This is a genomic window from Yersinia enterocolitica subsp. enterocolitica (assembly GCF_901472495.1).
GTDB lineage: Bacteria > Pseudomonadota > Gammaproteobacteria > Enterobacterales > Enterobacteriaceae > Yersinia > Yersinia enterocolitica.
The window spans coordinates 4,107,592-4,130,566 of sequence record NZ_LR590469.1 but is presented as its reverse complement, the minus strand read 5'-3'; the positions used below and the strand labels follow the sequence as shown (position 1 = coordinate 4,130,566).

The following is a 22,975-nucleotide window of genomic DNA, read 5'->3' as shown; positions in this document are numbered from 1 at the left end:
TCTCCGTTTTGTGCCTGTCGCTTCGAGATCAAAAAATATGTTCAGCATGATCTCTTTGTTGAAACATTAAAACTCTTTTCTCAGCCAGCTATTGATGCGTTTAAACCAATTGCCCACTGAGGCACGTTTTTCTACTTCTGACTCACCACTGAGATGAGATTCTTTACCATAGTGCAACAACCCAACAGCAGTGGAGTAATAAGGTTCCTGTGCATAATCCGTCAGCCCGGTGATATTGAGCGGTTGGCCGATGCGAACCTGGGCATGAAATACCCGTTGAGCACATTCAGCCAAACCATCAATTTGTGCCGCTCCGCCTGTCAGCACGATACCGGCTGCCAGATGATGCTTCACGCCTTGCTGACGTAATTGCTCCTGCAATTGTAAAATCTCGTCATTAACCAAATTCAGCAGTTCGGTGTAGCGTGGTTCTATAACCTCAGCGAGCGTCTGTCTTTGCAGACTACGGGGAGGGCGTCCGCCAACACTTGGCACTTCTACACTTTCGTCCTTGCTGACTATCGACCCGAGCGCACAGCCGTGTCGAACTTTAATCGCTTCCGCATCGGTAGGCGGTGTTCCGAAGGCATACGCAATATCGCTAGTCACCACGTTCCCGGCGTAAGGGATAACTTTGGTGTGGCGCAACGCCCCACCGGTATAAACCGCCATATCCATGGTACCGCCGCCGATGTCGACCACACAGACACCCAGCTCACGCTCATCTTCGGTCAATACTGCATAACTTGCCGCTAAACCGGCGAAAATCAGTTGGTCCACTTTCAGACCACAACGCTCCACCGCTTTAACAATATTCTTCGCCATATCGTTATGGCACGTAATCAGGTGCACTTTAGCCTGCATCCGCACGCCAGAAAGGCCCACCGGATTTTTGATGCCTTCTTGGTAATCGATGGCATATTCCTGCGGAATAACGTGCAGGATACGATGTTCATCACGCACACGTACCGACTTCGCGGTATGCACTACGTTCTCTACATCTTCCTGAGTTACTTCCTCTTCTGAAATAGGAACCATCCCTATTTCATTCTGACAACTGATATGTTTGCCCGATAATGCCAGATAGACAGATGAAATTTGGCAATCCGCCATTAACTCTGCCTGATCGATAGCGCGTTGAACGCATTTCACTACCGATTCAAGGTCGTTAACCCCACCCTTATCCATGCCACGGGATGGGCAACTGCCAACCCCAATAATATTGACCATGCCATCGGGCAGAACTTCCCCTACCAATGCGGAGACCTTTGCCGTTCCGATCTCAAGACCTACTACCAGTTTTCTGTCCGTCGACTTGATCATTGTTGTTTTGCCTGTGCCTGATTCTGTTGCGGATTACTGTTCTGCTGGCCATTTACTGGTGGCTCACCACCCTGACTGCCGATAAATACCGGAGCCCAACCTATTGCAGCCCCTGTTTCATATCGCAAATCAACATAACTGACCCGTTTATCTGGCTGCTGTTGCAACATCGGATACAACTCGATGAAACGTTGCAAACGCCCCATCCGGTCATCCCGTCCCAGCTCCAGCCGAACATCATTATCTAAGGCCAACTGCCAAGAATGTCTGGCACTCATCGCCACCATTTTTAGCTGATACTTATTGGCCGCTAACACTTTATTTATTGCCCGGTAGCCTTCCAGAACATCCTGTTCACTACCCTCCGGGCCATACAGTAATGGCAATTTCTGTTTGCCGACTCGTTCAGACGGCACACTGAATGACCGCCCTTGCTCATCCACCATATGCAAATCATTCCAGCGGGCAAAAGGCACATACTCCACCAGATGGATCTTCAGCTCATCCGGCCACTGTTTGCGCACACTGGCCTGCTGAATCCAAGGTAACCGTTCAATCTGCTGCTGGATGATATTGACATCCTGCGTCATAAAGGTACCCGGTGCGCCCAATGACAGAATCGCCTGGCGAATATCGTCATTGGTGGTGTAATGGCGCTCACCGGTCACCACCAGTTTAGACAGTGGCAATCGGCTGGCATCTTTCATCCAACCTACTACCACCCAGCCCCCCCAGAGGATGGTACCCAGCACCATCAGCAGGAAAATCAGCCCAGCTAATTGGCCTCCGTTACTGCGCCGGGCTGCGCTGTTTTCAGCCGCACGTTCACGCGCATTTAGGGCAGCTTGCGACATATTAGTCAGCCAACGTCAGAATTCGGACCACCAACTGGGAAAAACTCAACCCATGTTGGCGGGCAGCCATCGGCACTAAACTGTGGCTGGTCATACCCGGTGAAGTATTCACTTCAAGCAGGTAGAAACGGCCATCGCTATCTTGCATAACGTCAACTCGGCCCCAGCCGCTGCAACCCAATGCCTGATAGGCCTGTAATGACAATGCAGCCAACTGTTGTTCTAACTCAGCACTCAAGCCACTTGGGCAAAAGTACTGGGTCTCATCAGACAGATATTTAGCTTCATAATCATAAAACACACCGGGAGCCTGAATGCGAATTGACGGTAAAACATCATTACCAAGGATCGCGACGGTAAACTCTGGCCCACTCAACCATTTCTCAATCAGCACATCAGTGTCGTGACGGAAAGCTTCAACCAGAGCAGAATGCAATTGATTCGCCTGATCAACCTTGCTCATTCCTACGCTAGAGCCTTCATGACTTGGCTTAACGATTAATGGCAGGCCAAGCTTAGCGACACACGCCGCCAATTCCTCTGACGAAAGTGTTTCAAACTGTTGACGATTCAACGCGATATACGGTGAAATTGGCAAACCTGAAGCTTGCCATACCAATTTGGTGCGTAATTTGTCCATTGTCAGCGCTGAAGCCATCACACCACTGCCGGTATAAGGCAATTGCAGAAACTCCAACACCCCTTGCAGCGTGCCGTCTTCACCACCACGCCCATGCAAAGCGATAAAGACCTTATCAAAGCCTTGCTCTTTAAGCTGTGTCACCGGGAAGTCTTTAGTATCAATACCATGAGCATCGATACCAGCCTCTCTCAAGCCCGCTAATACCGCCTCGCCTGATAACAATGACACTTCACGTTCAGCAGAGGCCCCACCCAGCAGTACCGCAACTTTCTCAGCCATGATGTTCCTCGTCTTTTGTCTGTGGCTGCAATTTAAGCTCAGCCAATTTACGGGCAATCTTACCAATGTTGCCTGCGCCCTGAACCAGAATAAGGTCATCGCCATTCAGCACTTGCGCTAACACCTCGGGCACCGTATCACTGTCTGACACCAAAATAGGGTCCAATTTGCCACGATTACGGATGGTACGGCACAACGAGCGGCTATCCGCGCCAGGGATTGGCGGTTCTCCGGCGGCGTACACATCTAACATAAGTAAAACATCAACTTGCGACAGAACATTAGCAAAGTCGTCATACAAATCGCGTGTTCGGGTATAACGGTGCGGCTGGAATACCATCACAATACGTTTATCCGGCCAGCCAGCACGTGCAGCTTTAATCGTGGCATCCACTTCTGTCGGGTGATGACCATAGTCATCCACCAGCATTGCACTACCTTCTTTTCCGTTGACCGGTGCCAGCGGGAAGTTACCAAGAAAATCAAAGCGGCGGCCAGTCCCTTGGAACCCTGCCAGCGCACGCAGGATGTCATTGTCTTCAATACCTTCTTCGGTCGCGACAGCCACTGCCGCAGCCGCATTTAGCGCGTTATGACGGCCCGGTGCATTCAAGGTCACTGTCATCAGCGGCTTATCCAGTCGTTTCAGTGTGAAGTGCCCCTGTGGGCCTTCTTGCCGGTAGCTGGCGATCTGTACATCGGCGTCATCGCTGAAACCGTAGGTGGTGATATGGCGACCTACCCGTGGTAACAACTCACGCACCACTGGATCGTCGATACACATCACTGCACGGCCATAGAATGGCAAGTTGTGCAAAAAGTTAATAAATGTCTGTTTTAAATTTTCAAAGTCGCCCTGATAAGTATCCATATGGTCGGCTTCGATGTTGGTGACAATCGCCACCATCGGCTGCAAATGCAGGAATGACGCATCACTCTCATCAGCTTCGGCTATCAAATAACGGCTGGAACCTAACCGGGCATGAGTGCCCGCCGCTTTCACCAAACCGCCATTCACAAATGTTGGATCCAAACCTGCTTCGGCATAAATGCTGGAAACCATCGCTGTGGTGGTCGTTTTGCCGTGCGTACCAGCAACCGCAATCCCATGACGGAAACGCATCAATTCAGCCAGCATCTCAGCACGACGAATTACCGGAATACGCGCCTCGCGAGCTGCAACAATCTCCGGGTTATCCGCAGAAATTGCTGTTGAAACCACCACCACACTGGCATCCAGCACATTCTCTGGACGGTGATGGAAATAAATCTGTGCGCCTAATGAAGTCAAATGCTGAGTGACCGGATTGGGTGCCAAATCTGAACCGCTAATCTGATAACCTTCGTTTGCCAACACTTCAGCGATACCACCCATGCCGGCACCACCGATGCCAACAAAGTGAATGTGCCGGACGCGACGCATCTCGGGCACGATAGTACGTAGTTTCGCCAGTTGTTGTGTATTCACGTTTTTCTTCACTTTTTTGTCTGTTACATATTCATAGCCCGCATAAGTGCGAGCGATAACTATCTTTTCTGTATCACTTACTGGCAGCGACCACTTCGGCGGCCACTCGCTCAGTCGCGTCAGGAATAGCCACCAGTCTTGCTTGCTCGGCCATCGCTAATAAGGTGGGACGATCCCACTCGGCTAACAGGTTACTCACCGCTTGTGCTGTAAATTGTGGCTGTTCAATAATTTTGGCGGCACCGGCTTTTTCCAGCGGCAATGCATTCCAATATTGCTGCCGGTCTTTATGTTGGAACGGCACAAAAATCGCCGGTAACCCTGCTGCGGCAACTTCGCTGACCGTCAACGCACCGGAACGGCAAACCACCACATCAGCCCAGGCATAAGCCGCAGCCATGTCATCAATAAACTCAACTACCTGATGCTTATCACCCTGCCCTGCTTGCTGGTAGGCTTGCAGCACATCGGGTAATGCGTCTTTACCCACCTGATGCCAAATAGTTATCTGTTCACCCAATGTTGCTGCAACCTGCGGCATCGTCTGATTTAGCACCCGCGCACCTTGGCTACCACCGATAACCAATACACGAATCGGCCCTTCACGGCCTACCAAACGTTGCGCCGGCAATGGCAGCGCAAGAACATCGGTACGAACCGGATTACCAACAACATCTGCATTTGGGAATGCGCCGGGGAAGGCCTGTAAAACTTTTTTCGCGATTCTGGCCAGCCAGCGGTTAGTCAAACCCGCAATCCCGTTCTGCTCATGTAATACTACCGGGATACCGCACAACCATGCCGCCAAACCACCGGGACCGGAAACATAACCGCCCATCCCCAGCACCACATCCGGCTGGTAATCACGCATGATTTTCTTCGCCTGACGCACCGCGCGATAAATACGTACCGGTGCGGTCAGTTGGGCCATCAAGCCCTTACCGCGCAAACCAGAAATCTCAATAAAATCAATTTCAATACCGTTCTTGGGCACCAATGACGCTTCCATTCTGTCGGCGGTGCCTAACCAACGCACCTGCCAGCCTTGCGCCATCAGATGATGAGCTACGGCCAAACCGGGGAAGACATGCCCCCCAGTGCCACCCGCCATCACCATTAAACGCTTGGTCTTGCCACTCATCGGGCACTCCTTACAAACGCCTGGGCTTTTGCCAGACGTGTTTCAAAATCAATGCGTAACAACAGCACTATGGCTGTTGACATAATAATCAGGCTCGAACCACCGTAACTTATCAGCGGCAGTGTCAAACCTTTGGTTGGCAACATTCCAGCAGCAGCCCCAACGTTAACCAGCGCCTGGAAGCTAAACCAGACACCAATCGAACAGGCCAAAAAGCCAGAAAATCGCTGATCTATCTCTAAAGCGCGACGCCCAATGGACATAGCACGAAAAGCGACGAAGAATACCATTAACAATGCAAGAACCACACCGAAATACCCGAGTTCCTCGCCTAAAATAGAGAAAATAAAGTCAGTATGTGCTTCCGGTAAATACTCCAGTTTCTGCACTGAATTCCCTAAGCCCTGCCCCCAGAATTCACCGCGACCAAAAGCCATCAGCGATTGGGTCAACTGGTAACCACTGCCGAAGGGATCCGCCCACGGGTTCCAGAATGATGTCACTCGACGCATACGATAAGGTTCAGCAACAATTAGCAGGCAAACGGCAAACACGCCAGAACCGATAATGGCTAAAAACTGCCACATTTTGGCACCAGCCAGAAACAACATCGCCAGCGTAGTGATAAACAGTACTACCACGGTACCTAAATCGGGTTGCGCGAGTAGTAATACGGCCAAAATAACCATTACGCCCATGGGCTTACAAAAACCCCAAAAGTTACTGCGAACCTCTTCCACCTTGCGTACCAGATAGCTGGCCAGGTAGCAAAACAGCGATAACTTAGATAGCTCAGCCGGCTGAATACGCAACGGCCCGAGAGAGATCCAGCGGGATGCCCCGTTGACCGAGCTACCCACAACCAGCACTACCAGCAACATCACAATTGAAATCAGCAACATAATATTGCTATAGCGCTGCCAGACATCCATTGGAATACGTAAAGTCACCAGCGACAAACCGAATGCCAGTGCCAAATACAGCGCATCACGCTTGGCAAACAGGAAAGGGTCACCTGCCAGACGCTGACCAATTGGCATCGATGCCGATGTCACCATCACAAAACCAATAATTGCCAAACCAAAGGTCAGCCACAGCAAGGTTCTGTCGTAAAGCACCATGCTGGTGGTGTCGCTTTCGCGCGACCCCATCACAAAATGTTTTACGGTATTAAACAGCCCCAGCCCCGGCATACGCATCAGCCCAACTCCTCTGCCAGACGAGCAAACTCATCACCACGTTGTTCGAAGCTGCGGAACTGATCCAAGCTGGCGCAAGCGGGTGACAATAACACCATATCGCCCGGTGCCAGTGATTTAGCCAGCAGCACCATGGCTTGTTCCATCGTTTCAGTCAGTTGCGACACTTCCGGACGCAGCTCAGCCAGTTGCTCACCATCACGCCCAAAACAGTAAATCTTGATATGGTCGCCTTGCAAAAAACGGGTCAACCCGGAGAAATCTGCCGATTTCCCGTCGCCGCCCAGTAACAAATGCAAAGTGCCATCAAGCGGTAAACCATCCAGAGCCGCTTCTGTGCTGCCCACGTTGGTGGCTTTGGAGTCGTTAATCCAACGCACGCCGTTGTGTTCAAACACCAATTGGAAACGGTGCGGCAAACCAGTGAACGTGGTCAGCGCTTTCAAACTTGATGAGCGCGGAATCCCTACGGCATCAGCCAATGCCAGTGCGGCTAGCGCATTGGTATAGTTATGGCGACCGGTCAATTTCATTTCGCGGGTATTCAAGACTTTTTCACCCCGAACCCGCAGCCAGATTTCTCCCTGCTGCTTATTCAGATGGTAGTCACCGACATCCACGCCAAAGCTGATACAGCGGTTATCAGCGCCACGCACCGGCATAGTGAGCGCGTCATCGGCATTCACGACACAAACTTTAGCGTTTTCATATACCCGCAGCTTAGCTGCGCGATATTGCTGCAAACCGAACGGATAACGGTCAGTATGATCTTCCGTCACGTTCAGTATGGTGGCCGCACTGGCATGCAAGCTTGAGGTGGTTTCCAACTGGAAGCTGGATAATTCCAACACCACCAATTGATTTTCGTGTTTTTGCAAGGTCAACTGTTTCAGTAAGTTAAGAGCAGGAACACCAATATTTCCCCCTACGCCAACCTGCCAGCCAGCCGCTTTCGCCATCTCGCCGACCAGAGTGGTTACGGTACTTTTACCGTTAGAGCCGGTAATCGCTACCACCGGTGCCTGATTTTCACGACAGAACAGCTCGATATCGCCGACAATCTCAACACCTGCTTCCGCGGCTTCACTCAAAGCAGGATGTGCCAACGCAATACCGGGGCTGGCAACAATCAAATCAGCATCCAATAACCACTGCTGATTCAAGTCACCAACATGACGCTCGACATTTTCGGGTAATTTATCCAGGCCCGGTGGATTGATACGGGTATCCATCACACGCGGCGTTACGCCACGCGCAATGAAGAAATCAACGCAGGAAAGGCCGGTTAGCCCCAGCCCGATAATGACGACTTTCTTACCCTGATAATCAACCATAATTACCGCACCTTCAGCGTCGCCAGGCCAATCAGCACCAGCATCAGCGAAATAATCCAGAAGCGCACGATCACCCGCGGTTCTGGCCAGCCTTTAAGTTCGTAATGATGATGAATCGGGGCCATACGGAAAATGCGCTGCCCACGTAACTTAAAGGAACCGACTTGCAAGATGACCGACAGTGTTTCAACCACGAACACCCCGCCCATAATCACTAATAAAAACTCTTGGCGCAGCAATACCGCGATGGTACCCAGCGCCCCGCCCAATGCCAAAGAGCCAACATCCCCCATAAACACTTGTGCCGGGTAGGTGTTGAACCATAAAAAGCCCAGCCCAGCCCCGACAATCGCGGTGCAAACAATCACCAGCTCGCCAGCGTGGCGCAGATAAGGAATATGCAGGTATGCAGCAAAGTTCACGTTACCGGTCGCCCAGGCCACCAGTGCGAAACCGCCCGCAACAAATACCGTTGGCATAATCGCCAAACCATCCAACCCATCGGTCAAATTAACCGCGTTGCTGGTGCCCACAATGACGAAGTAAGCCAGCAGGATATAGAGCAAACCAAGCTGCGGCATGATGTCCTTGAAGAAAGGCACCACCAGCTCAGTGGCTGGGGTATCTTTGCCGATGCTGTACATCGCAAAAGCGGCAGCCAGTGCAATGATCGACTGCCAAAAGTATTTCCAGCGAGCAATCAGGCCTTTGGTGTCTTTGCGTACCACTTTGCGGTAATCATCGATAAAACCGACAATCCCATAACCAATAAGAATAAACAGCACACACCACACATATGGGTTAGATGGGTAAGCCCACATCAGAACCGAAATAGTGATGGAGAACAAAATCATCAGGCCGCCCATCGTCGGCGTACCGCGTTTACTGAAATGTGACTCTGGCCCGTCATTACGGACGACTTGACCAATCTGTAATTTCTGCAAATAGGCGATCAGATGCGGCCCCATCCACAACGAGATAATTAATGCCGTCAACAGACTGACAATGGCGCGGAACGTCAAATAGGAAAAGACGTTAAAACCCGAGTAAAATTTTACTAAGTATTCAGCCAACCAAACTAACATGATGCCTTCTCCTGTAACGCACGCACGACATTTTCCATGGCGGCGCTACGTGAACCTTTAATTAAAACGGTGATAACCGGATGTTCGAGCAGCAATTCACTGACACGGGCTGCCAAAGTGTTCTTATCCTGAAAATGTTCGCCGCACCCGCTTGCATCGCTAAGTGTCTGGCTTAATGTACCTACGCTAAGGACTTTATCGATGCCCGCCTGTTGCGCGGCTTCACCCACCTGACGGTGACAATCGACTGCGGTTTCACCCAACTCGCCCATATCACCCACCACCATCACTCGGTAGCCCGGCATTTCAGCCAGTACTTGCGCGGCGGCGGTCATGGAGCCGACATTGGCGTTGTAGCTGTCATCGAGCAGCAACTTGCCAGCAGCAAGTTCAATCGGGAATAAGCGACCTGGTACGGCCTGTAATTGCGTCAGCCCCTCACGAACGGCAGCTAAACTAGCGCCGACCGACATGGCTAACGCCGCGGCGGCTAATGCATTGGCAATGTTATGTCGCCCCGGCAGCGGCAATTCGATACCCACCGTGCCGAAGGGAGAATGCAGAGTGAAATGAGTGACTTGTGGTGTAATACGCACGTCACTGGCAAAGAAATCGATATCTTCTGCGCCGAGAGGCGCAAAACGCCATACGCGCTTGTTATGCAACGTTTCCTGCCAGTGCGGCCAGTCATTGCTATCAGCATTAATAATCGCTGTGCCATTCGCGGGTAAACCGGCGAAAATCTCGCCTTTGGCTTGAGCCACACCAGCCAGTGAGCCAAAACCTTCCAAATGTGCGGCAGCTAAATTGTTAACCAAAGCACTTTCAGGGCGGCTTAAGTCCGTGGTGTAGGCAATTTCACCGATATGGTTTGCACCTAGCTCAATGACAGCAAAATCATACTCGGGCGTCAGACGCAGCAAGGTCAGCGGTACGCCGATATCATTATTAAAGTTACCGGCGGTATAAAGCACCTTGCCACATTGGCGCAAAATTGCCGCAACCATTTCTTTTACTGAGGTTTTACCGGAGGAACCGGTCAAGGCTACCACCCGGGCAGGTACTTGCTGGCGCACCCATGCAGCCAATTGCCCCAATGCCAGGCGGGTGTCTTTAACCACTAATTGTGGTGCCGCCACCAGTAAGTGTTTACTTACCAGCAAAGCACCAGCGCCAGCGGCAACAGCATCTTCTGCAAAGTCATGTCCATCAAAACGCTCGCCTTTCAGCGCCACGAATAAACACCCAGGAGTGACCTTACGGGTATCAATGGTCACTTCGGTAATATCGGCGCTATCGCGACCAATATATTCAGCGTTCAGCAGTGTGGACAGAAAATGCAGCGAGACCTTAATCATGCCACCACCCCCAACAAACGCGCGACGGTGACTCGGTCAGAGTAATCCAGGCGGCGATTACCGACCAATTGATAATCTTCATGTCCTTTGCCGGCAATCAACACCACATCATCGGCTTTAGCTTGCATAATGGCGCTGGTCACCGCTTCGGCGCGGCCATGAATTGCCAATGCATGCCCAGCATCCAACAAGCCACTGAGGATATCGGCGACAATAGCCTGCGGCTCTTCACTACGTGGATTATCATCAGTGACAACCACCCGATCCGCCAGTTGTTCCGCGATACCGCCCATAAGTGGGCGCTTACCTTTGTCACGATCACCACCGCAACCAAACACACACCACAGTTGGCCTTTACAATGTAAACGCGCCGCCGCCAGTGCTTTTTCCAATGCATCCGGTGTGTGAGCATAATCCACCACTACCGTCGGTTTACCCAGTGCATTAAATACTTCCATCCGCCCACACACCGGTTGTAGATGAGGTGCGGCAGCTAATAATTGTGTTAGTGGGTAACCCAGTGAAAGCAGTGTTGCCAGTGCCACCAGCAAGTTACTGACGTTGAATGCCCCCATCAGGCGGCTTTCTAACTGGCCTTCGCCCCAGCTTGAATCAAACGCGATACTGGCACCATTATCGTGATAGTGAACCTGAGTGGCAGATAGCCACGGGCCATTCCAACCCACAGGAATATTATTTTCCATACTAACGGCGACAGCTTGCGGCAACTGCTCTAACCAGCGGCGACCGACTTCGTCATCAGCATTAATGATTTTGTGTTCGGACTGATGGGTGGAGAACAACAGCCATTTTGCTGCTTCGTAACTGGCCATATTGCCGTGATAATCCAGATGATCACGGCTTAAGTTAGTGAACACTGCGGCAGCAAACGGCAATGCGGCTACGCGGTTCTGAATCAAACCATGGGAGGAGACTTCCATCGCGGCAAAAGTCGCCCCTTGGTCAACCAGATTGCGTAGCAAATGCTGGATATCAACCGCTGAGCCGGTGGTGTTTTCAGTCGGGATAACCTGGCCTAACAGACCATTGCCAACCGTCCCCATCACTGCGCTGGTTTCGCCCAACATTTGAGCCCATTGCGCCAGCAATTGAGTGGTGGTGGTTTTACCATTGGTTCCCGTCACACCGACCAAACGTAATGCGGCACCCGGCTGATGGTAAAATTGTCCCGCCAGCTTGGATAAGTGCTGATTCAAATTACGCAGATATATAACAGGAACACCATGCATCTCGACCATACTGGCATCCGGAGCCACACCATCAGCTTCAGCAACCACGGCCGCCACACCTTGAGCGATGGCTTGCGGGATATAGCGACGCCCGTCCGTCTGGTGGCCGACAATAGCGACAAATAAATCCCCGGCAGCGGCAACACGGCTGTCTAATGTCATTTCCCGTAGCGCACGCTCCGGGACGTCTAGCCCCCAAGGAGCGAGTAAGTCGCGCAAATTACGATCTGCCACCTGAACCCTCTTTTGTATTAGTCACTAATTCGCTTTTATCACCAGTGGGTAATGCATCTGGCTCAATGTTCATGGTGCGCAGTACACCGCCCATGATGGCACCGAACACCGGTGCAGAAACCGCACCACCGTAATATTTCCCCGCCTGCGGGTCATTGATGACCACAACCAGAGCAAATCTAGGGTTACTCGCAGGCGCGACGCCGGCGGTGTAAGCGAGATATCGGTCCATATATTTGCCATCTGGGCCGACTTTCTTGGCGGTACCGGTTTTAATGGCAATTCGGTAGCCTTTGATTGCCGCTTTGGTGCCCCCGCCGCCAGGTAATGCCACGCTTTCCATCATATGAACCACGGTACGCACCAGCGGTTCAGGGAAGACGCGTTCACCGGCCACTGGCGGGTCAACTTTAGTAATCGACAGCGGGCGATAAATCCCCATGCTGCCGATGGTTGCATAGACTCGCGCTAGCTGTAACGGTGTTACCATTAGCCCGTAGCCGAAAGAGAAGGTGGCCCTCTCTATGTCAGACCACCGTTGTTTTTTAGGATATAAGCCACTGCTTTCTCCGACCAACCCCAAATTGGTCGCTTTCCCAAACCCAAACTTTGAGTAAGTTTCTACTAAAGCTGAGGATGGCATCGCTAACGCCAGTTTAGAAACACCGACGTTACTCGACTTCTGCAAGATCCCGGTCACGGATAGCTCTGCATAACGGGCCACGTCTTTAATCTGGTGGCCGTTAACAAAGTACGGCAAGGTATTCAGCACGCTATTCTCTTTCACAACGCCGTGCTGCAATGCCGTCATCACTACCATTGGCTTTACTGTCGAGCCGGGTTCAAAAATATCGGTAATTGCCCGGTTACGCATCGCATCTTTAGGCGTACCGGTGAGGTTATTCGGGTTATAGGATGGGCTGTTCGCCATCGCCAACACTTCGCCGGTATTCACATCCACCAGCACTGCGGTCCCCGACTCTGCTTTGTTGAATGCCACGGCATTGTTCAGCTCGCGGTATACCAACGCCTGCAAGCGCTCATCAACACTCAACACCAGATTGTGTGCCGCTTGACTGTCCACGGAGGAAATATCCTCGATAACGCGGCCATAACGGTCTTTACGTACAGTGCGTTCGCCCGGCTGCCCGGTAAGCCAGCGGTCAAAGCTTTTTTCTACACCTTCAATACCTTGGCTATCGATGTTAGTTACACCGATGATATGTGCCATCACTTGCCCAGCCGGATAGTAACGGCGGGATTCTTGACGCAAATAGATTCCGGGTAATTTCAGCTTATGGATGTAGTCGCCAATTGCCGGATTGACCTGGCGAGCCAGATAAACAAAGCGCCCTTTCGGGTTAGCGTTAATGCGCGTCGCCAGTTGATCTAATGGGATTTCCAAAGCATCAGACAGGGCTTTCCAGCGGGTATCGAGAGTAATGCCACCGCGTTCAGTTAACTCTTTGGGATCGGCCCAAACAGCGTTAACAGGCACACTGACCGCCAGTGGTCGGCCTGAGCGGTCACTTATCATGCCACGCGCAGTAGGGACTTCCTGTACCCGCAATGAGCGCATATCGCCCTCGCGCACCAGCTTATCGGGGTTAATCACTTGCAGATAAGCAGTACGCAACATCAAGCCGACCAATGCCAGCAAAATACAGCCGCACAGCAACGCAAAACGCCAGCTTATAAAGCTGGCTTGTTCTTCCTGGCGCTTTAACTTCCCGGGGCGCGCTGCTTTCATGCGTTACCTTGGCTACTCAGAGTCATGGTGGCGACAAATTCCTTTATTTATTGGAAAAACCTATTGCTGAACCACAATATTTTCTTGTGATGGATCAACATGTTGCATTCTTAGCTTATCGGTTGCGATACTTTCAACACGGCTGTGATCACCCAAGGCATTTTCTTCCAGAATCAAGTTGCGCCATTCAATATCCAGCGCATCCCGTTCCAGTACCAACTGTTCGCGCTCTGCGGTCAGCAAGCGCGTACGATGGGCGGTGGTCACAACAAAAATGGCAGACACCAACACCGCAATCAGTAGAATTAACGGGATCTTCGCATTGCGGAGTAAATCCCCGCCGATGACTCCAACTAAACCGTGGCGTTCGTTACCTATCACTCTTTAATCCTCTCGGCAAAACGTAATACCGAGCTACGCGCCCGTGGGTTCTCGGCCACTTCAGCATCTGGCGGCATCATTTTGCCGACAGATTTCAAGGTGCGACCACCCATGCTGCGTAACTGTGCTTCCGTCAATGGCAAACCTGCCGGAACCTGTGGGCCGCGGCTATGATGACGGATAAAGTTTTTCACAATACGGTCTTCAAGGGAGTGGAAGCTAATAACAGATAAACGACCTTCTGGTGCCAAAACTTCAAGAGCACCGTCAAGCGCGCGCTCTATCTCTTCCAATTCGCTGTTGATATAGATGCGGATAGCCTGGAAGCTGCGCGTCGCAGGATGTTTATGTTTTTCGCGGAATGGGCTGGCATTGGCAATCAAATCCGCCAGTTCTTTGGTGCGTGTCATCGGTTGAGTGAGGTTACGCTCAACAATGGCCTTGGCTAAACGTTTGGCAAAACGCTCTTCACCGAAGGTTTTCAGCACCCAAGCGATATCGTCAGCACTGGCTTTCATTAACCACTCGGCTGCCGATATGCCACGAGTTGGGTCCATGCGCATATCCAATGGCCCATCGCGCATGAAGGAAAAACCGCGCTCAGGATCATCTAATTGGGGAGAGGAGACGCCCAGATCCAGCAATACACCGTTAATACGGCCGACTAAATCCAATTCCCGCACATAATGCGCTAAATCAGAAAATGGGCCGTGTACGATAGAAAAACGTGGGTCTGTAATGGATTTCGCTGCTTCAATCGCTTGTGGGTCACGATCTATTGCTATCAGGCGCCCTTCTGGCCCAAGTTGGGACAAAATCAGACGCGAGTGGCCACCACGGCCAAAAGTTCCGTCAATATAGATGCCGTTATTACGGATGTTCAGGCCGTTAACCGCCTCATCCAGCAATACGCTGGTGTGCTTGTAGTTGTTATCTACAATGTGATTGTTATCTACCATGCTTATAGCGATAAGTCCTGTAGCCGCTCAGATAGAGGTTCCTGAGTGGACTGTTCTGCGTCGATGTCATCCTTGACTTGTTGATACCAGGTCTGTTCATCCCACAGTTCAAACTTGTTGAACTGTCCAACCAGCATCACTTCTTTATTCAGCCCGGCGTGCTGACGCAATGTTCCTGCAATCAGTAAGCGCCCAGCGCCGTCCATCTGACATTCACTGGCATGACCTAACAACAAACGCTGAACGCGACGTTCAGCTGGGTTCATGCTCGACAGCCGGGATAATTTTTGTTCAATGACTTCCCATGCAGGGAGTGTATAAAGCAACAGACATGGTTGGTGAAGGTCTATGGTACAGACCATCTGGCCTTGCGATTCCTCATTCAGCAAATCCCGGTAACGGGTAGGTACGGCAAGCCGCCCTTTGCTGTCGAGGTTAACCATCGTTGCCCCACGAAACATGACTGAGTTACCCCTTCATGACCCAATTCGCCACTTTATCCCACAAATTCCCACATTAAAGAGTTTACGGATGGTATGAAAACCTTGTCAAGCCAGAGCGGATGCGCTTTGACAATATTTATGGGCCGTTTTTGAGATATATCTCGTATAAGGGGCTATTTTCGCGGTTGGAATAGAAATTAACGTCATGATAAACGGGCTATTTTTCCGCCAGTAATTCCGGTAACTAAAATAAATAATAAATTGTCAATTAATTGACGCATTATTTCCTTCTGCAAGGAATGTCTCATTTTTAGTATAAAAATCGTACGACTTGAAATGACACACTTTGAGTACAAAACCCGCGGCGGCTGGCGTTTCCTAAGAAAAAGCAGTGCAGTCAGCAGCAAAATCGACGGTAATACAATAATACCCTTGATAACAACAAGTGTTACCCGGCAGACATTTTACTTCAATTAACCGATAAGGATTAATCTATTTTGAAATAAATTATTAGCGCCTATTTTTAGGTATTGATGAAATATGAATACCTTCAGACAGATAAATCTTAAATTAGGAAAAGACTGTAAATTAATGTTCTTTCTTTCGTTTATTTTAAATTTCCGCCTGACACGCAGTGTTTCTCCGCCCACCACCATAATGATTAACCATATGTTTTTAAACATAAAACACATGTGACGCCATTTAAAAAACCACGAAAAGCCCAATTCCTCGCAGTACGAAGTATAAAAATCAGACAAATGTTAAAAATAAAAATTTTAAGCTAGTTATATTACCAACAGCAGCACTGTAAACTACACAAAAAGCAAAATAACAATACAATCACCTGCAATTTAAATAATGAGCAATACATAAAACCTGCCATTAATTTCAGTAATGGAGGTTTCGACAGATTTTTCCCCCAATTAGGGAGTTAATGACAATGTTTTCAACTAGGTCCCGTCTGCGTAGTGCCGCAGCCGATACTTTTGCACTTGTGGTGTATTGTTTTGTCATCGGCATGATAATTGAAATAGTGATCTCTGGAATGACATTTCAGCAGTCGCTCTCTTCCCGGCTGGTCTCAATTCCCGTCAACATTCTGATTGCCTGGCCCTACGGCGTGTATCGTGATGCGTTCATCCGTTTTGCACGTCGCCATGCAGGTGAACATATGTGGGCGAGGAACCTTGCCGACTTACTGGCTTATGTCAGCTTCCAGTCGCCAGTCTATGCCTTAATTCTGTGGTCTGTTGGTGCGGATTTAGAACAGATAACCACGGCAGTCGCGAGTAACGCCTTGGTTTCAATGGCTATGGGTGTGGCTTATGGCTATTTTTTGGAGTATTGCCGCAAGCTGTTTCGCGTCGCAGGGTATATTTGATTGTTGTGACTTGCAATCAGGGCCTCCAACGAGCCCTGATTTGCTAAAGCGTAGATTATTTGCGACTTAAGCTACCGCGGCGGAACAAATTGCGGCGAATGCGAGTTAACCCAGGTTTTGGCTTATGTGGTTCATCCAGACTGGCTAATACTAACTCCAGCACACGTTCAGCGACATCGCGGTGACGTTGTGCTACTGCCAATACTGGGCATTCGAGGAAATCCAACAGCTCATTATCGCCAAAAGTGGCAATAGCCAGATTGCTGGGTAGACGCCCACTTTGTTTTAAAGTGACATCCATAACGCCCTGCAATAGCTGGAATGAGGTGGTAAACAGCGCTTGCGGCATAGGATGGGTCTTGAGCCACTGCGCAAACAGCGTACCCGCAGCTTCGCGCTCGTAACTGTTGGCATACAGGTAATCGACCTTACGCGGATCGTCTTTCCACGCCTCACGGAACCCCATCTCTCGCAGGAAACTGACCGACAATTCTGGCAACGCGCCCAGATACAAGACGGATTCTGCCGGGAAAGAGCGCAGTTCTTGTGCCAACATCTGCGCATCTTCTTGATCCGCACCGACAACACTAATGAAGTGCTCCCGATCTAGCGCACGATCGAGCGCGATTATCGGTAATGGATCATTTGCCCAGCGCTGGTAAAAAGGGTGCTCAGGTGGCAGAGCTGTAGAAACGATAATGGCGTCAACCTGGCGCTGTAACAAGTGCTCGATGCAGCGCATTTCATTATCAGGCTGGTCCTCAGAACACGCGATCAGGAGCTGATAACCCCGCTGGCGAGCCTGACGTTCCAAATAATTCGCGATACGGGTATAGCTGGTATTCTCCAGATCCGGGATAACCAAACCAATTGAACGCGTTCTGCCCGCGCGCAACCCTGCTGCAACAGCATTTGGGTGATAGTTATGTTCCCTGACAACCGCCATAACTTTGTCGACTGTTTTATCGCTGACCCGGTACTGTTTCGCTTTGCCATTAATGACATAACTGGCCGTAGTGCGCGAAACACCTGCAAGGCGCGCGATTTCATCCAGTTTCACATAGACCCCTTATATACCCTGTAGAGTGAAGTTGTAGCTTAGACTAAGATATCTATACGCTAAATAATTCGAGTTGCAGGAAGGCGGCAAGCGAGAAAATCCCGATGAGCTTACACGAGTAAGTGGTTCGGGTGATTGAGTGCAGCCAACGCACATGCAGCTTGAAGTATGACGGGTATATAGACATAGTTTAATCATGGATATGATCTAACAGCAGAACTCACTATTGAGCAACCGCTTTAACCGCCACATAACGCTACTCCGGTTAAAAAATAAGAAAAAAAAGCCCAGCCTACTGGCTGAGCCTGATTATTGGAGATTATTCAGTGTTAATAAGTTTCATTAACGCATAATCTTGTCACCGCGTGACACACCAACAATACCGGAGCGAGCAACTTCAACAATTTCTGCCACTTCCCGCACCGCATTTAAAAATGCGTCCAATTTGTCGCTGGTACCAGCAAGCTGCACGGTATAGAGAGTCGCGGTAACATCCACAATCTGCCCTCGGAAGATTTCAGCACAACGCTTCACTTCTTCACGCCCGTAACCGCTGGCTTGCAATTTCACCAGCATGATTTCGCGCTCAACATGTGAACCGGAAACCAGCTCGCTAACACGCAATACATCGACTAATTTATGCAGTTGTTTTTCAATCTGCTCCAGAACCTTGGCATCACCTACGGTTTGGATAGTCATTCTCGACAATGTAGGATCATCGGTCGGTGCAACCGTCAAACTTTCAATGTTATAACCGCGCTGAGAAAATAGGCCCACCACTCTTGATAAGGCACCTGATTCGTTTTCCAGCAAAACTGATAAAATCCGGCGGCGCATAATTATGTCCTCTCCGTTTTACTAAGCCACATTTCGTCCATGCCACCGCCGCGAATCTGCATCGGGTAAACATGTTCTGTTTCATCGACAGTTACATCCACAAATACCAGGCGATTGGTCTCGAATAATTGTGTCAAAGCATCAGCCAGTTTACTTTCCAACTCATCAGGAGTGCGGATAGAAACACCAATATGACCATATGCTTCGGCCAATTTGACGAAATCAGGTAGAGAATCCATGTAAGACTGTGAATGTCGGCCAGAATAGATCATATCCTGCCACTGCTTCACCATGCCAAGATAGCGGTTGTTCAGGTTCAAGACCAATACCGGCAAGTTGTATTGCAGAGCGGTAGATAATTCCTGAATATTCATTTGGATACTGCCATCACCGGTGACACATACCACAGTTTCATCCGGTAGAGCCAGTTTCACCCCCAGGGCCGCTGGCAGACCAAAGCCCATGGTACCCAGGCCACCTGAGTTGATCCAATGGCGTGGTTTATCAAAGGGATAGTACAGTGCGGCAAACATTTGGTGCTGGCCGACATCAGAGGTGACATAGGCATCACCTTTGGTCAGGCGGTGTAATGTTTCGATCACCGCCTGCGGCTTGATTTTTCCACTGTCTTTGGCGTAACTCAGGCAATCACGGGCACGCCATTGTTCAATGGATTGCCACCAATCACGCAAACTATCAAAATCTTGTGCGCAATCAATTTGCGGCAACAAGTCCAGCATTTGTGTCAGAACTTGTTTGGCATCGCCAACAATCGGAATATCAGCTTCCACGGTTTTTGATATGGACGTCGGGTCAATATCAATGTGTACCACAGCAGCATTCGGGCAATATTTCGCCAGATTATTGGTGGTGCGGTCATCAAAGCGCACGCCAACGGCAAAAATCAGATCCGTATTGTGCATCGCCATGTTGGCCTCAAACGTCCCGTGCATCCCCAACATACCGACACTTTGGCGATGTGTCCCAGGGAAACTACCTAATCCCATCAGGGAGCTGGTGACCGGCAAATTAAGCTTTTCAGCCAAAGTCAGTAACTCTTCATGGCAAGCTGAGTTAATGGCCCCGCCGCCGACATACATGATAGGTCTTTTAGCCGCTAAAATAGTTTGCAGTGCGCGTTTAATCTGCCCGCGATGGCCTTGCACCGTCGGATTATAAGAGCGCAAACTGACTTGTTCAGGGTAGGCATAAGGCATTTTCACCGCTGGGCCGACGATATCTTTTGGTAGATCAATAACTACCGGGCCAGGGCGGCCTGTCGATGCCAGATAAAACGCTTTTTTCAATACGGTTGGAATATCTTCAGTACGTTTAACCAGGAAGCTGTGTTTGACGACGGGCCGGGAGATCCCCACCATGTCACATTCCTGGAAAGCATCAAAGCCAATCAATGAGCTAGGTACCTGGCCAGAAAGCACCACCATTGGCACTGAATCCATATACGCCGTTGCAATGCCGGTTATGGCATTGGTCGCACCGGGGCCAGATGTGACTAGCACCACCCCTACCTCACCTGTGGCACGTGCATAACCATCGGCCATATGAACCGCACCTTGTTCGTGGCGCACCAGCACGTGATCAATGCCTCCGACCGTGTGCAGGGCATCGTAGATATCAAGTACGGCCCCGCCGGGATAACCGAATACATGCTTAACGCCCTGATCGATTAACGATCGGACCACCATCTCGGCTCCTGACAACATCTCCATGGGTTTTGCCTCCAGGCTTAGTTTGCTCATTGGATAACGGGAAATCATTTCCACGAAATCCGCTAGGAAAGGCACAACGCCCTGTATTCCTATCTTTGTTTGTTATAGTTCTAATGTTTATTAACATAACTAACTTATTAACATAACGTCAGAATTTCTGGCAGGCAAACAGCAATTATCTGTTTAAAGGCAATTGTGTTGGTCACAAACTGGATTTTTCTTCATCAGAAAAATAAAACACTGCCTTAGCTCTAACAAACTTGTTTTTCACGCCGACTTACTCATTAATCAAAGAACTAAATCAGGCTGAGAATTTTTGCACATCAGGTACAGCAAAATAGTCACTGCGCGCAAAGAGAGAGGAGAAGAGAGACGCTTGGTCAGAAAGTCAGCAACGGCCGCTATCATCAGACAGATATCGGCCGTTACCGTGAAAATGATGCTGGGTCAGTCGCGGTACATGGAGTCAATTTCATTCTGATAACGCTGGAGAATGATTTTACGCCGTAATTTCATGGTCGGAGTCAATTCACCGGTCTCCATCGTGAAGGCCTGCGGCAACAGAGTAAAACGCTTAACTTGTTCAAACTTTGCCAGCTCTTTTTGCATATCTTTCAGTCGTTGCTCAAACAAACTGACAATATGGCTATGGCGCAACAGTTCTAGTCTGTCATGGTATTTCAGGTTTATCGAATGAGCATATTCTTCCAGTGACTCGAAACATGGAACAATCAGCGCAGAAACAAATTTGCGGGTATCGGCAATAATAGCAATCTGCTCGATAAATCGATCCTGACCCAAGGTGCCTTCAATCATCTGCGGCGCAATATATTTCCCGCCGGAGGTTTTCATCAAATCTTTCAGCCGTTCAGTGATGAATAAATTCCCCTGTGGATCTAATGCGCCGGCATCACCTGTTTTGAGCCATCCATCTTCCGTAAAAGACTCCGCCGTCTCTTGGGGTTTATTGAAATAGCCGCGCATCACAATCGGACCGCGCACCTGAATTTCATTTTCAGCGCCCAGACGCACCTCGATCCCCGGCAATGGCTTACCGATAGAGCCAAAACGGAAATCTGTTTCTTCCCAACAAGAAACAGTAGCGCAGGTCTCTGTCATGCCATAGCCGTATTTGATATTGATACCAATTGCCTGGAAAAACAGAATGATATTATCATCCAGTCGAGCACCTGCCGCCGGTAAAAAGCGAACTTTCCCACCCAGAACACCGCGCAATTTACTCAATACTAAACGATCGGCCAGCTTATACATCTGCTCAGAGAGCCACGATGAGGTTTGCCCACTTTGCAAATTTTGGAATTTGCGCTCGCCACACCCTACCGCCCAGCGGAATAACATCCGGCGATGCCATTTCGCCAGAGCAACTTTATCATTAATGGCGCTGAACACTTTCTCGTAGAAACGGGGAACCGCACACATGACTGTCGGTTTTACTGTCTGCATCGCTGCGCGTACCCAATTAGTGTCACTGATATACACATTTTGCGCGCCAGTATGCATGACATAAAAACTCCAGGCCCGCTCAAACACATGGGACAACGGCAAGAAGCTAAGAGAAGTATCGTCAGATGTCAGGGTCAAACGTTGGTCATGTAAGTAGAGCTGAGCCGCCATATTTCGGTACTCCAGCATCACACCTTTCGGTTCCCCCGTGGTACCTGAGGTATAGATCAAGGTGAATAAGTCACTTAAATCGCAACCTTCTATACGCGCGGTTAATAGATGCTGTTGTACGGCATCTGGCTGTTGTTCAAAATCAGCCAAATGTTGAGCATATTCGCAACCACGTAAATCAACACCAGGGTCTAATACAACAATATGGCTAAGCTGCGGACACAGCGGCTTGAGTGTGATCGCAACGTCAAATTGTGCTTGTCCACCGACAAACAAAATACGCACATCAGCATCATTCACGACATAAGCCGCTTGAGCCGTTGTATTGGTGGCATACAACGGCACACTCACGCCACGAATCTGTAAAATAGCTAAATCCGCCAATGACCAGGCCATGCTGTTATTAGCAAAAATCCCAATACGCTCTTGGATGGCAGCCCCCAAGGACAACAAAGCCGCAGAGATCCGCGTTACGTGAGTATCAATCTGCCGCCAGGTCAGCTGATTTTCCCCTTCTGGCGACCATTCACGAAAGGCGACTTTGTCGGTTCTCTGGCTTATTTGTTGGCGCAAACGGCGCACAAGGTGGTATTGATCTAATATTTGGGTCATAAACATCGCAGCTCGCTGG

The 22,975-nt window shown here is 49.9% G+C and carries 19 protein-coding genes; 1 reads left to right on the top strand and 18 read right to left on the bottom strand.

Annotation, left to right across the window (positions count from 1 at the left end):
• Positions 1-66 precede the first annotated feature (66 nt).
• From ftsA to mraZ, 14 genes are all read right to left on the bottom strand, one after another.
• On the bottom strand, positions 67-1,323 hold the full coding sequence (gene ftsA / locus FGL26_RS19485) for a cell division protein FtsA (protein ID WP_002210431.1): 1,257 nt from the start codon (positions 1,321-1,323) through the stop codon (positions 67-69).
• Positions 1,320-2,177 carry a cell division protein FtsQ gene (gene ftsQ, locus FGL26_RS19480; protein WP_005167080.1) on the bottom strand — a complete coding sequence of 286 codons (858 nt, stop codon included), beginning with the start codon at positions 2,175-2,177 and terminating at the stop codon, positions 1,320-1,322. Before ftsQ ends, ftsA begins: the two co-directional genes overlap by 4 nt.
• A gap of 1 nt (position 2,178) precedes the next feature.
• Entirely contained in the window at positions 2,179-3,099 is a 921-nt protein-coding gene (locus tag FGL26_RS19475) for a D-alanine--D-alanine ligase (protein ID WP_005167078.1), read from the bottom strand.
• On the bottom strand, positions 3,092-4,567 hold the full coding sequence (gene murC / locus FGL26_RS19470; RefSeq protein ID WP_005167075.1) for a UDP-N-acetylmuramate--L-alanine ligase: 1,476 nt from the start codon (positions 4,565-4,567) through the stop codon (positions 3,092-3,094). Before murC ends, FGL26_RS19475 begins: the two co-directional genes overlap by 8 nt.
• Positions 4,568-4,640: 73 nt before the next feature.
• Positions 4,641-5,708: an undecaprenyldiphospho-muramoylpentapeptide beta-N-acetylglucosaminyltransferase gene (murG, locus tag FGL26_RS19465; RefSeq protein WP_005167073.1), complete on the bottom strand. Its 1,068-nt coding sequence runs from the start codon at positions 5,706-5,708 to the stop codon at positions 4,641-4,643.
• A complete protein-coding gene (gene ftsW / locus FGL26_RS19460) occupies positions 5,705-6,907 on the bottom strand; it encodes a cell division protein FtsW (protein ID WP_005156865.1) in 1,203 nt (400 codons plus the stop codon). Before ftsW ends, murG begins: the two co-directional genes overlap by 4 nt.
• Positions 6,907-8,241: a UDP-N-acetylmuramoyl-L-alanine--D-glutamate ligase gene (gene murD / locus FGL26_RS19455; RefSeq protein WP_005167071.1), complete on the bottom strand. Its 1,335-nt coding sequence runs from the start codon at positions 8,239-8,241 to the stop codon at positions 6,907-6,909. The genes ftsW and murD overlap by 1 nt, the downstream gene beginning before the upstream one ends.
• Positions 8,242-8,243: 2 nt before the next feature.
• Positions 8,244-9,326: a phospho-N-acetylmuramoyl-pentapeptide-transferase gene (gene mraY, locus FGL26_RS19450; RefSeq protein WP_005167069.1), complete on the bottom strand. Its 1,083-nt coding sequence runs from the start codon at positions 9,324-9,326 to the stop codon at positions 8,244-8,246.
• A complete protein-coding gene (murF, locus tag FGL26_RS19445; protein ID WP_005167068.1) occupies positions 9,320-10,684 on the bottom strand; it encodes a UDP-N-acetylmuramoyl-tripeptide--D-alanyl-D-alanine ligase in 1,365 nt (454 codons plus the stop codon). Before murF ends, mraY begins: the two co-directional genes overlap by 7 nt.
• Positions 10,681-12,168, bottom strand: a complete 1,488-nt coding sequence (gene murE, locus FGL26_RS19440) for a UDP-N-acetylmuramoyl-L-alanyl-D-glutamate--2,6-diaminopimelate ligase (protein ID WP_005167067.1) — start codon at positions 12,166-12,168, stop codon at positions 10,681-10,683. The genes murF and murE overlap by 4 nt, the downstream gene beginning before the upstream one ends.
• Positions 12,155-13,918: a peptidoglycan glycosyltransferase FtsI gene (locus FGL26_RS19435; RefSeq protein WP_005156878.1), complete on the bottom strand. Its 1,764-nt coding sequence runs from the start codon at positions 13,916-13,918 to the stop codon at positions 12,155-12,157. Before FGL26_RS19435 ends, murE begins: the two co-directional genes overlap by 14 nt.
• A 60-nt stretch (positions 13,919-13,978) precedes the next feature.
• The gene (gene ftsL, locus FGL26_RS19430) at positions 13,979-14,299 is read right to left on the bottom strand and encodes a cell division protein FtsL (RefSeq protein ID WP_005156880.1); all 321 of its coding nucleotides are present in this window, start codon (positions 14,297-14,299) and stop codon (positions 13,979-13,981) included.
• Positions 14,296-15,258 carry a 16S rRNA (cytosine(1402)-N(4))-methyltransferase RsmH gene (gene rsmH / locus FGL26_RS19425; RefSeq protein ID WP_005167066.1) on the bottom strand — a complete coding sequence of 321 codons (963 nt, stop codon included), beginning with the start codon at positions 15,256-15,258 and terminating at the stop codon, positions 14,296-14,298. The genes ftsL and rsmH overlap by 4 nt, the downstream gene beginning before the upstream one ends.
• Before the next feature lie 2 nt (positions 15,259-15,260).
• Positions 15,261-15,719, bottom strand: coding sequence for a division/cell wall cluster transcriptional repressor MraZ (gene mraZ / locus FGL26_RS19420; RefSeq protein ID WP_005167064.1), 459 nt, complete (start codon positions 15,717-15,719; stop codon positions 15,261-15,263).
• Positions 15,720-16,641: 922 nt separating this feature from the next.
• Here mraZ and FGL26_RS19415 point away from each other — a divergent pair.
• On the top strand, positions 16,642-17,082 hold the full coding sequence (locus FGL26_RS19415; protein WP_005167060.1) for an L-alanine exporter AlaE: 441 nt from the start codon (positions 16,642-16,644) through the stop codon (positions 17,080-17,082).
• A gap of 55 nt (positions 17,083-17,137) precedes the next feature.
• Here FGL26_RS19415 and cra read toward each other — a convergent pair whose 3' ends face one another.
• The 4 genes from cra to FGL26_RS19395 form a co-directional block, all read right to left on the bottom strand.
• Entirely contained in the window at positions 17,138-18,142 is a 1,005-nt protein-coding gene (cra, locus tag FGL26_RS19410) for a catabolite repressor/activator (protein WP_005167058.1), read from the bottom strand.
• 342 nt (positions 18,143-18,484) lie between these two features.
• Positions 18,485-18,979, bottom strand: coding sequence for an acetolactate synthase small subunit (ilvN, locus tag FGL26_RS19405; protein ID WP_004388986.1), 495 nt, complete (start codon positions 18,977-18,979; stop codon positions 18,485-18,487).
• Positions 18,980-18,981: 2 nt separating this feature from the next.
• Positions 18,982-20,709 (bottom strand): acetolactate synthase 3 large subunit, encoded by a 1,728-nt coding sequence (gene ilvI / locus FGL26_RS19400; protein ID WP_005167055.1) that lies wholly within the window; start codon positions 20,707-20,709, stop codon positions 18,982-18,984.
• A gap of 447 nt (positions 20,710-21,156) precedes the next feature.
• Complete coding sequence (locus tag FGL26_RS19395; RefSeq protein WP_032909345.1) at positions 21,157-22,956, bottom strand: AMP-dependent synthetase/ligase; 1,800 nt, start codon at positions 22,954-22,956, stop codon at positions 21,157-21,159.
• Positions 22,957-22,975: the final 19 nt, after the last annotated feature.

Coding starts and splice junctions, on each gene's coding strand:
- mraY (WP_005167069.1), bottom strand. CDS start 9,326: ATGTTAGTTTGGTTGGCTGAATACTTAGTAAAATTTTACTCGGGTTTT.
- murG (WP_005167073.1), bottom strand. CDS start 5,708: ATGAGTGGCAAGACCAAGCGTTTAATGGTGATGGCGGGTGGCACTGGG.
- FGL26_RS19435 (WP_005156878.1), bottom strand. CDS start 13,918: ATGAAAGCAGCGCGCCCCGGGAAGTTAAAGCGCCAGGAAGAACAAGCC.
- ftsA (WP_002210431.1), bottom strand. CDS start 1,323: ATGATCAAGTCGACGGACAGAAAACTGGTAGTAGGTCTTGAGATCGGA.
- FGL26_RS19415 (WP_005167060.1), top strand. CDS start 16,642: ATGTTTTCAACTAGGTCCCGTCTGCGTAGTGCCGCAGCCGATACTTTT.
- ilvN (WP_004388986.1), bottom strand. CDS start 18,979: ATGCGCCGCCGGATTTTATCAGTTTTGCTGGAAAACGAATCAGGTGCC.
- rsmH (WP_005167066.1), bottom strand. CDS start 15,258: ATGGTAGATAACAATCACATTGTAGATAACAACTACAAGCACACCAGC.
- ilvI (WP_005167055.1), bottom strand. CDS start 20,709: ATGGAGATGTTGTCAGGAGCCGAGATGGTGGTCCGATCGTTAATCGAT.
- murF (WP_005167068.1), bottom strand. CDS start 10,684: ATGATTAAGGTCTCGCTGCATTTTCTGTCCACACTGCTGAACGCTGAA.
- FGL26_RS19475 (WP_005167078.1), bottom strand. CDS start 3,099: ATGGCTGAGAAAGTTGCGGTACTGCTGGGTGGGGCCTCTGCTGAACGT.
- ftsQ (WP_005167080.1), bottom strand. CDS start 2,177: ATGTCGCAAGCTGCCCTAAATGCGCGTGAACGTGCGGCTGAAAACAGC.
- mraZ (WP_005167064.1), bottom strand. CDS start 15,719: ATGTTTCGTGGGGCAACGATGGTTAACCTCGACAGCAAAGGGCGGCTT.
- murD (WP_005167071.1), bottom strand. CDS start 8,241: ATGGTTGATTATCAGGGTAAGAAAGTCGTCATTATCGGGCTGGGGCTA.
- FGL26_RS19395 (WP_032909345.1), bottom strand. CDS start 22,956: ATGACCCAAATATTAGATCAATACCACCTTGTGCGCCGTTTGCGCCAA.
- ftsW (WP_005156865.1), bottom strand. CDS start 6,907: ATGCGTATGCCGGGGCTGGGGCTGTTTAATACCGTAAAACATTTTGTG.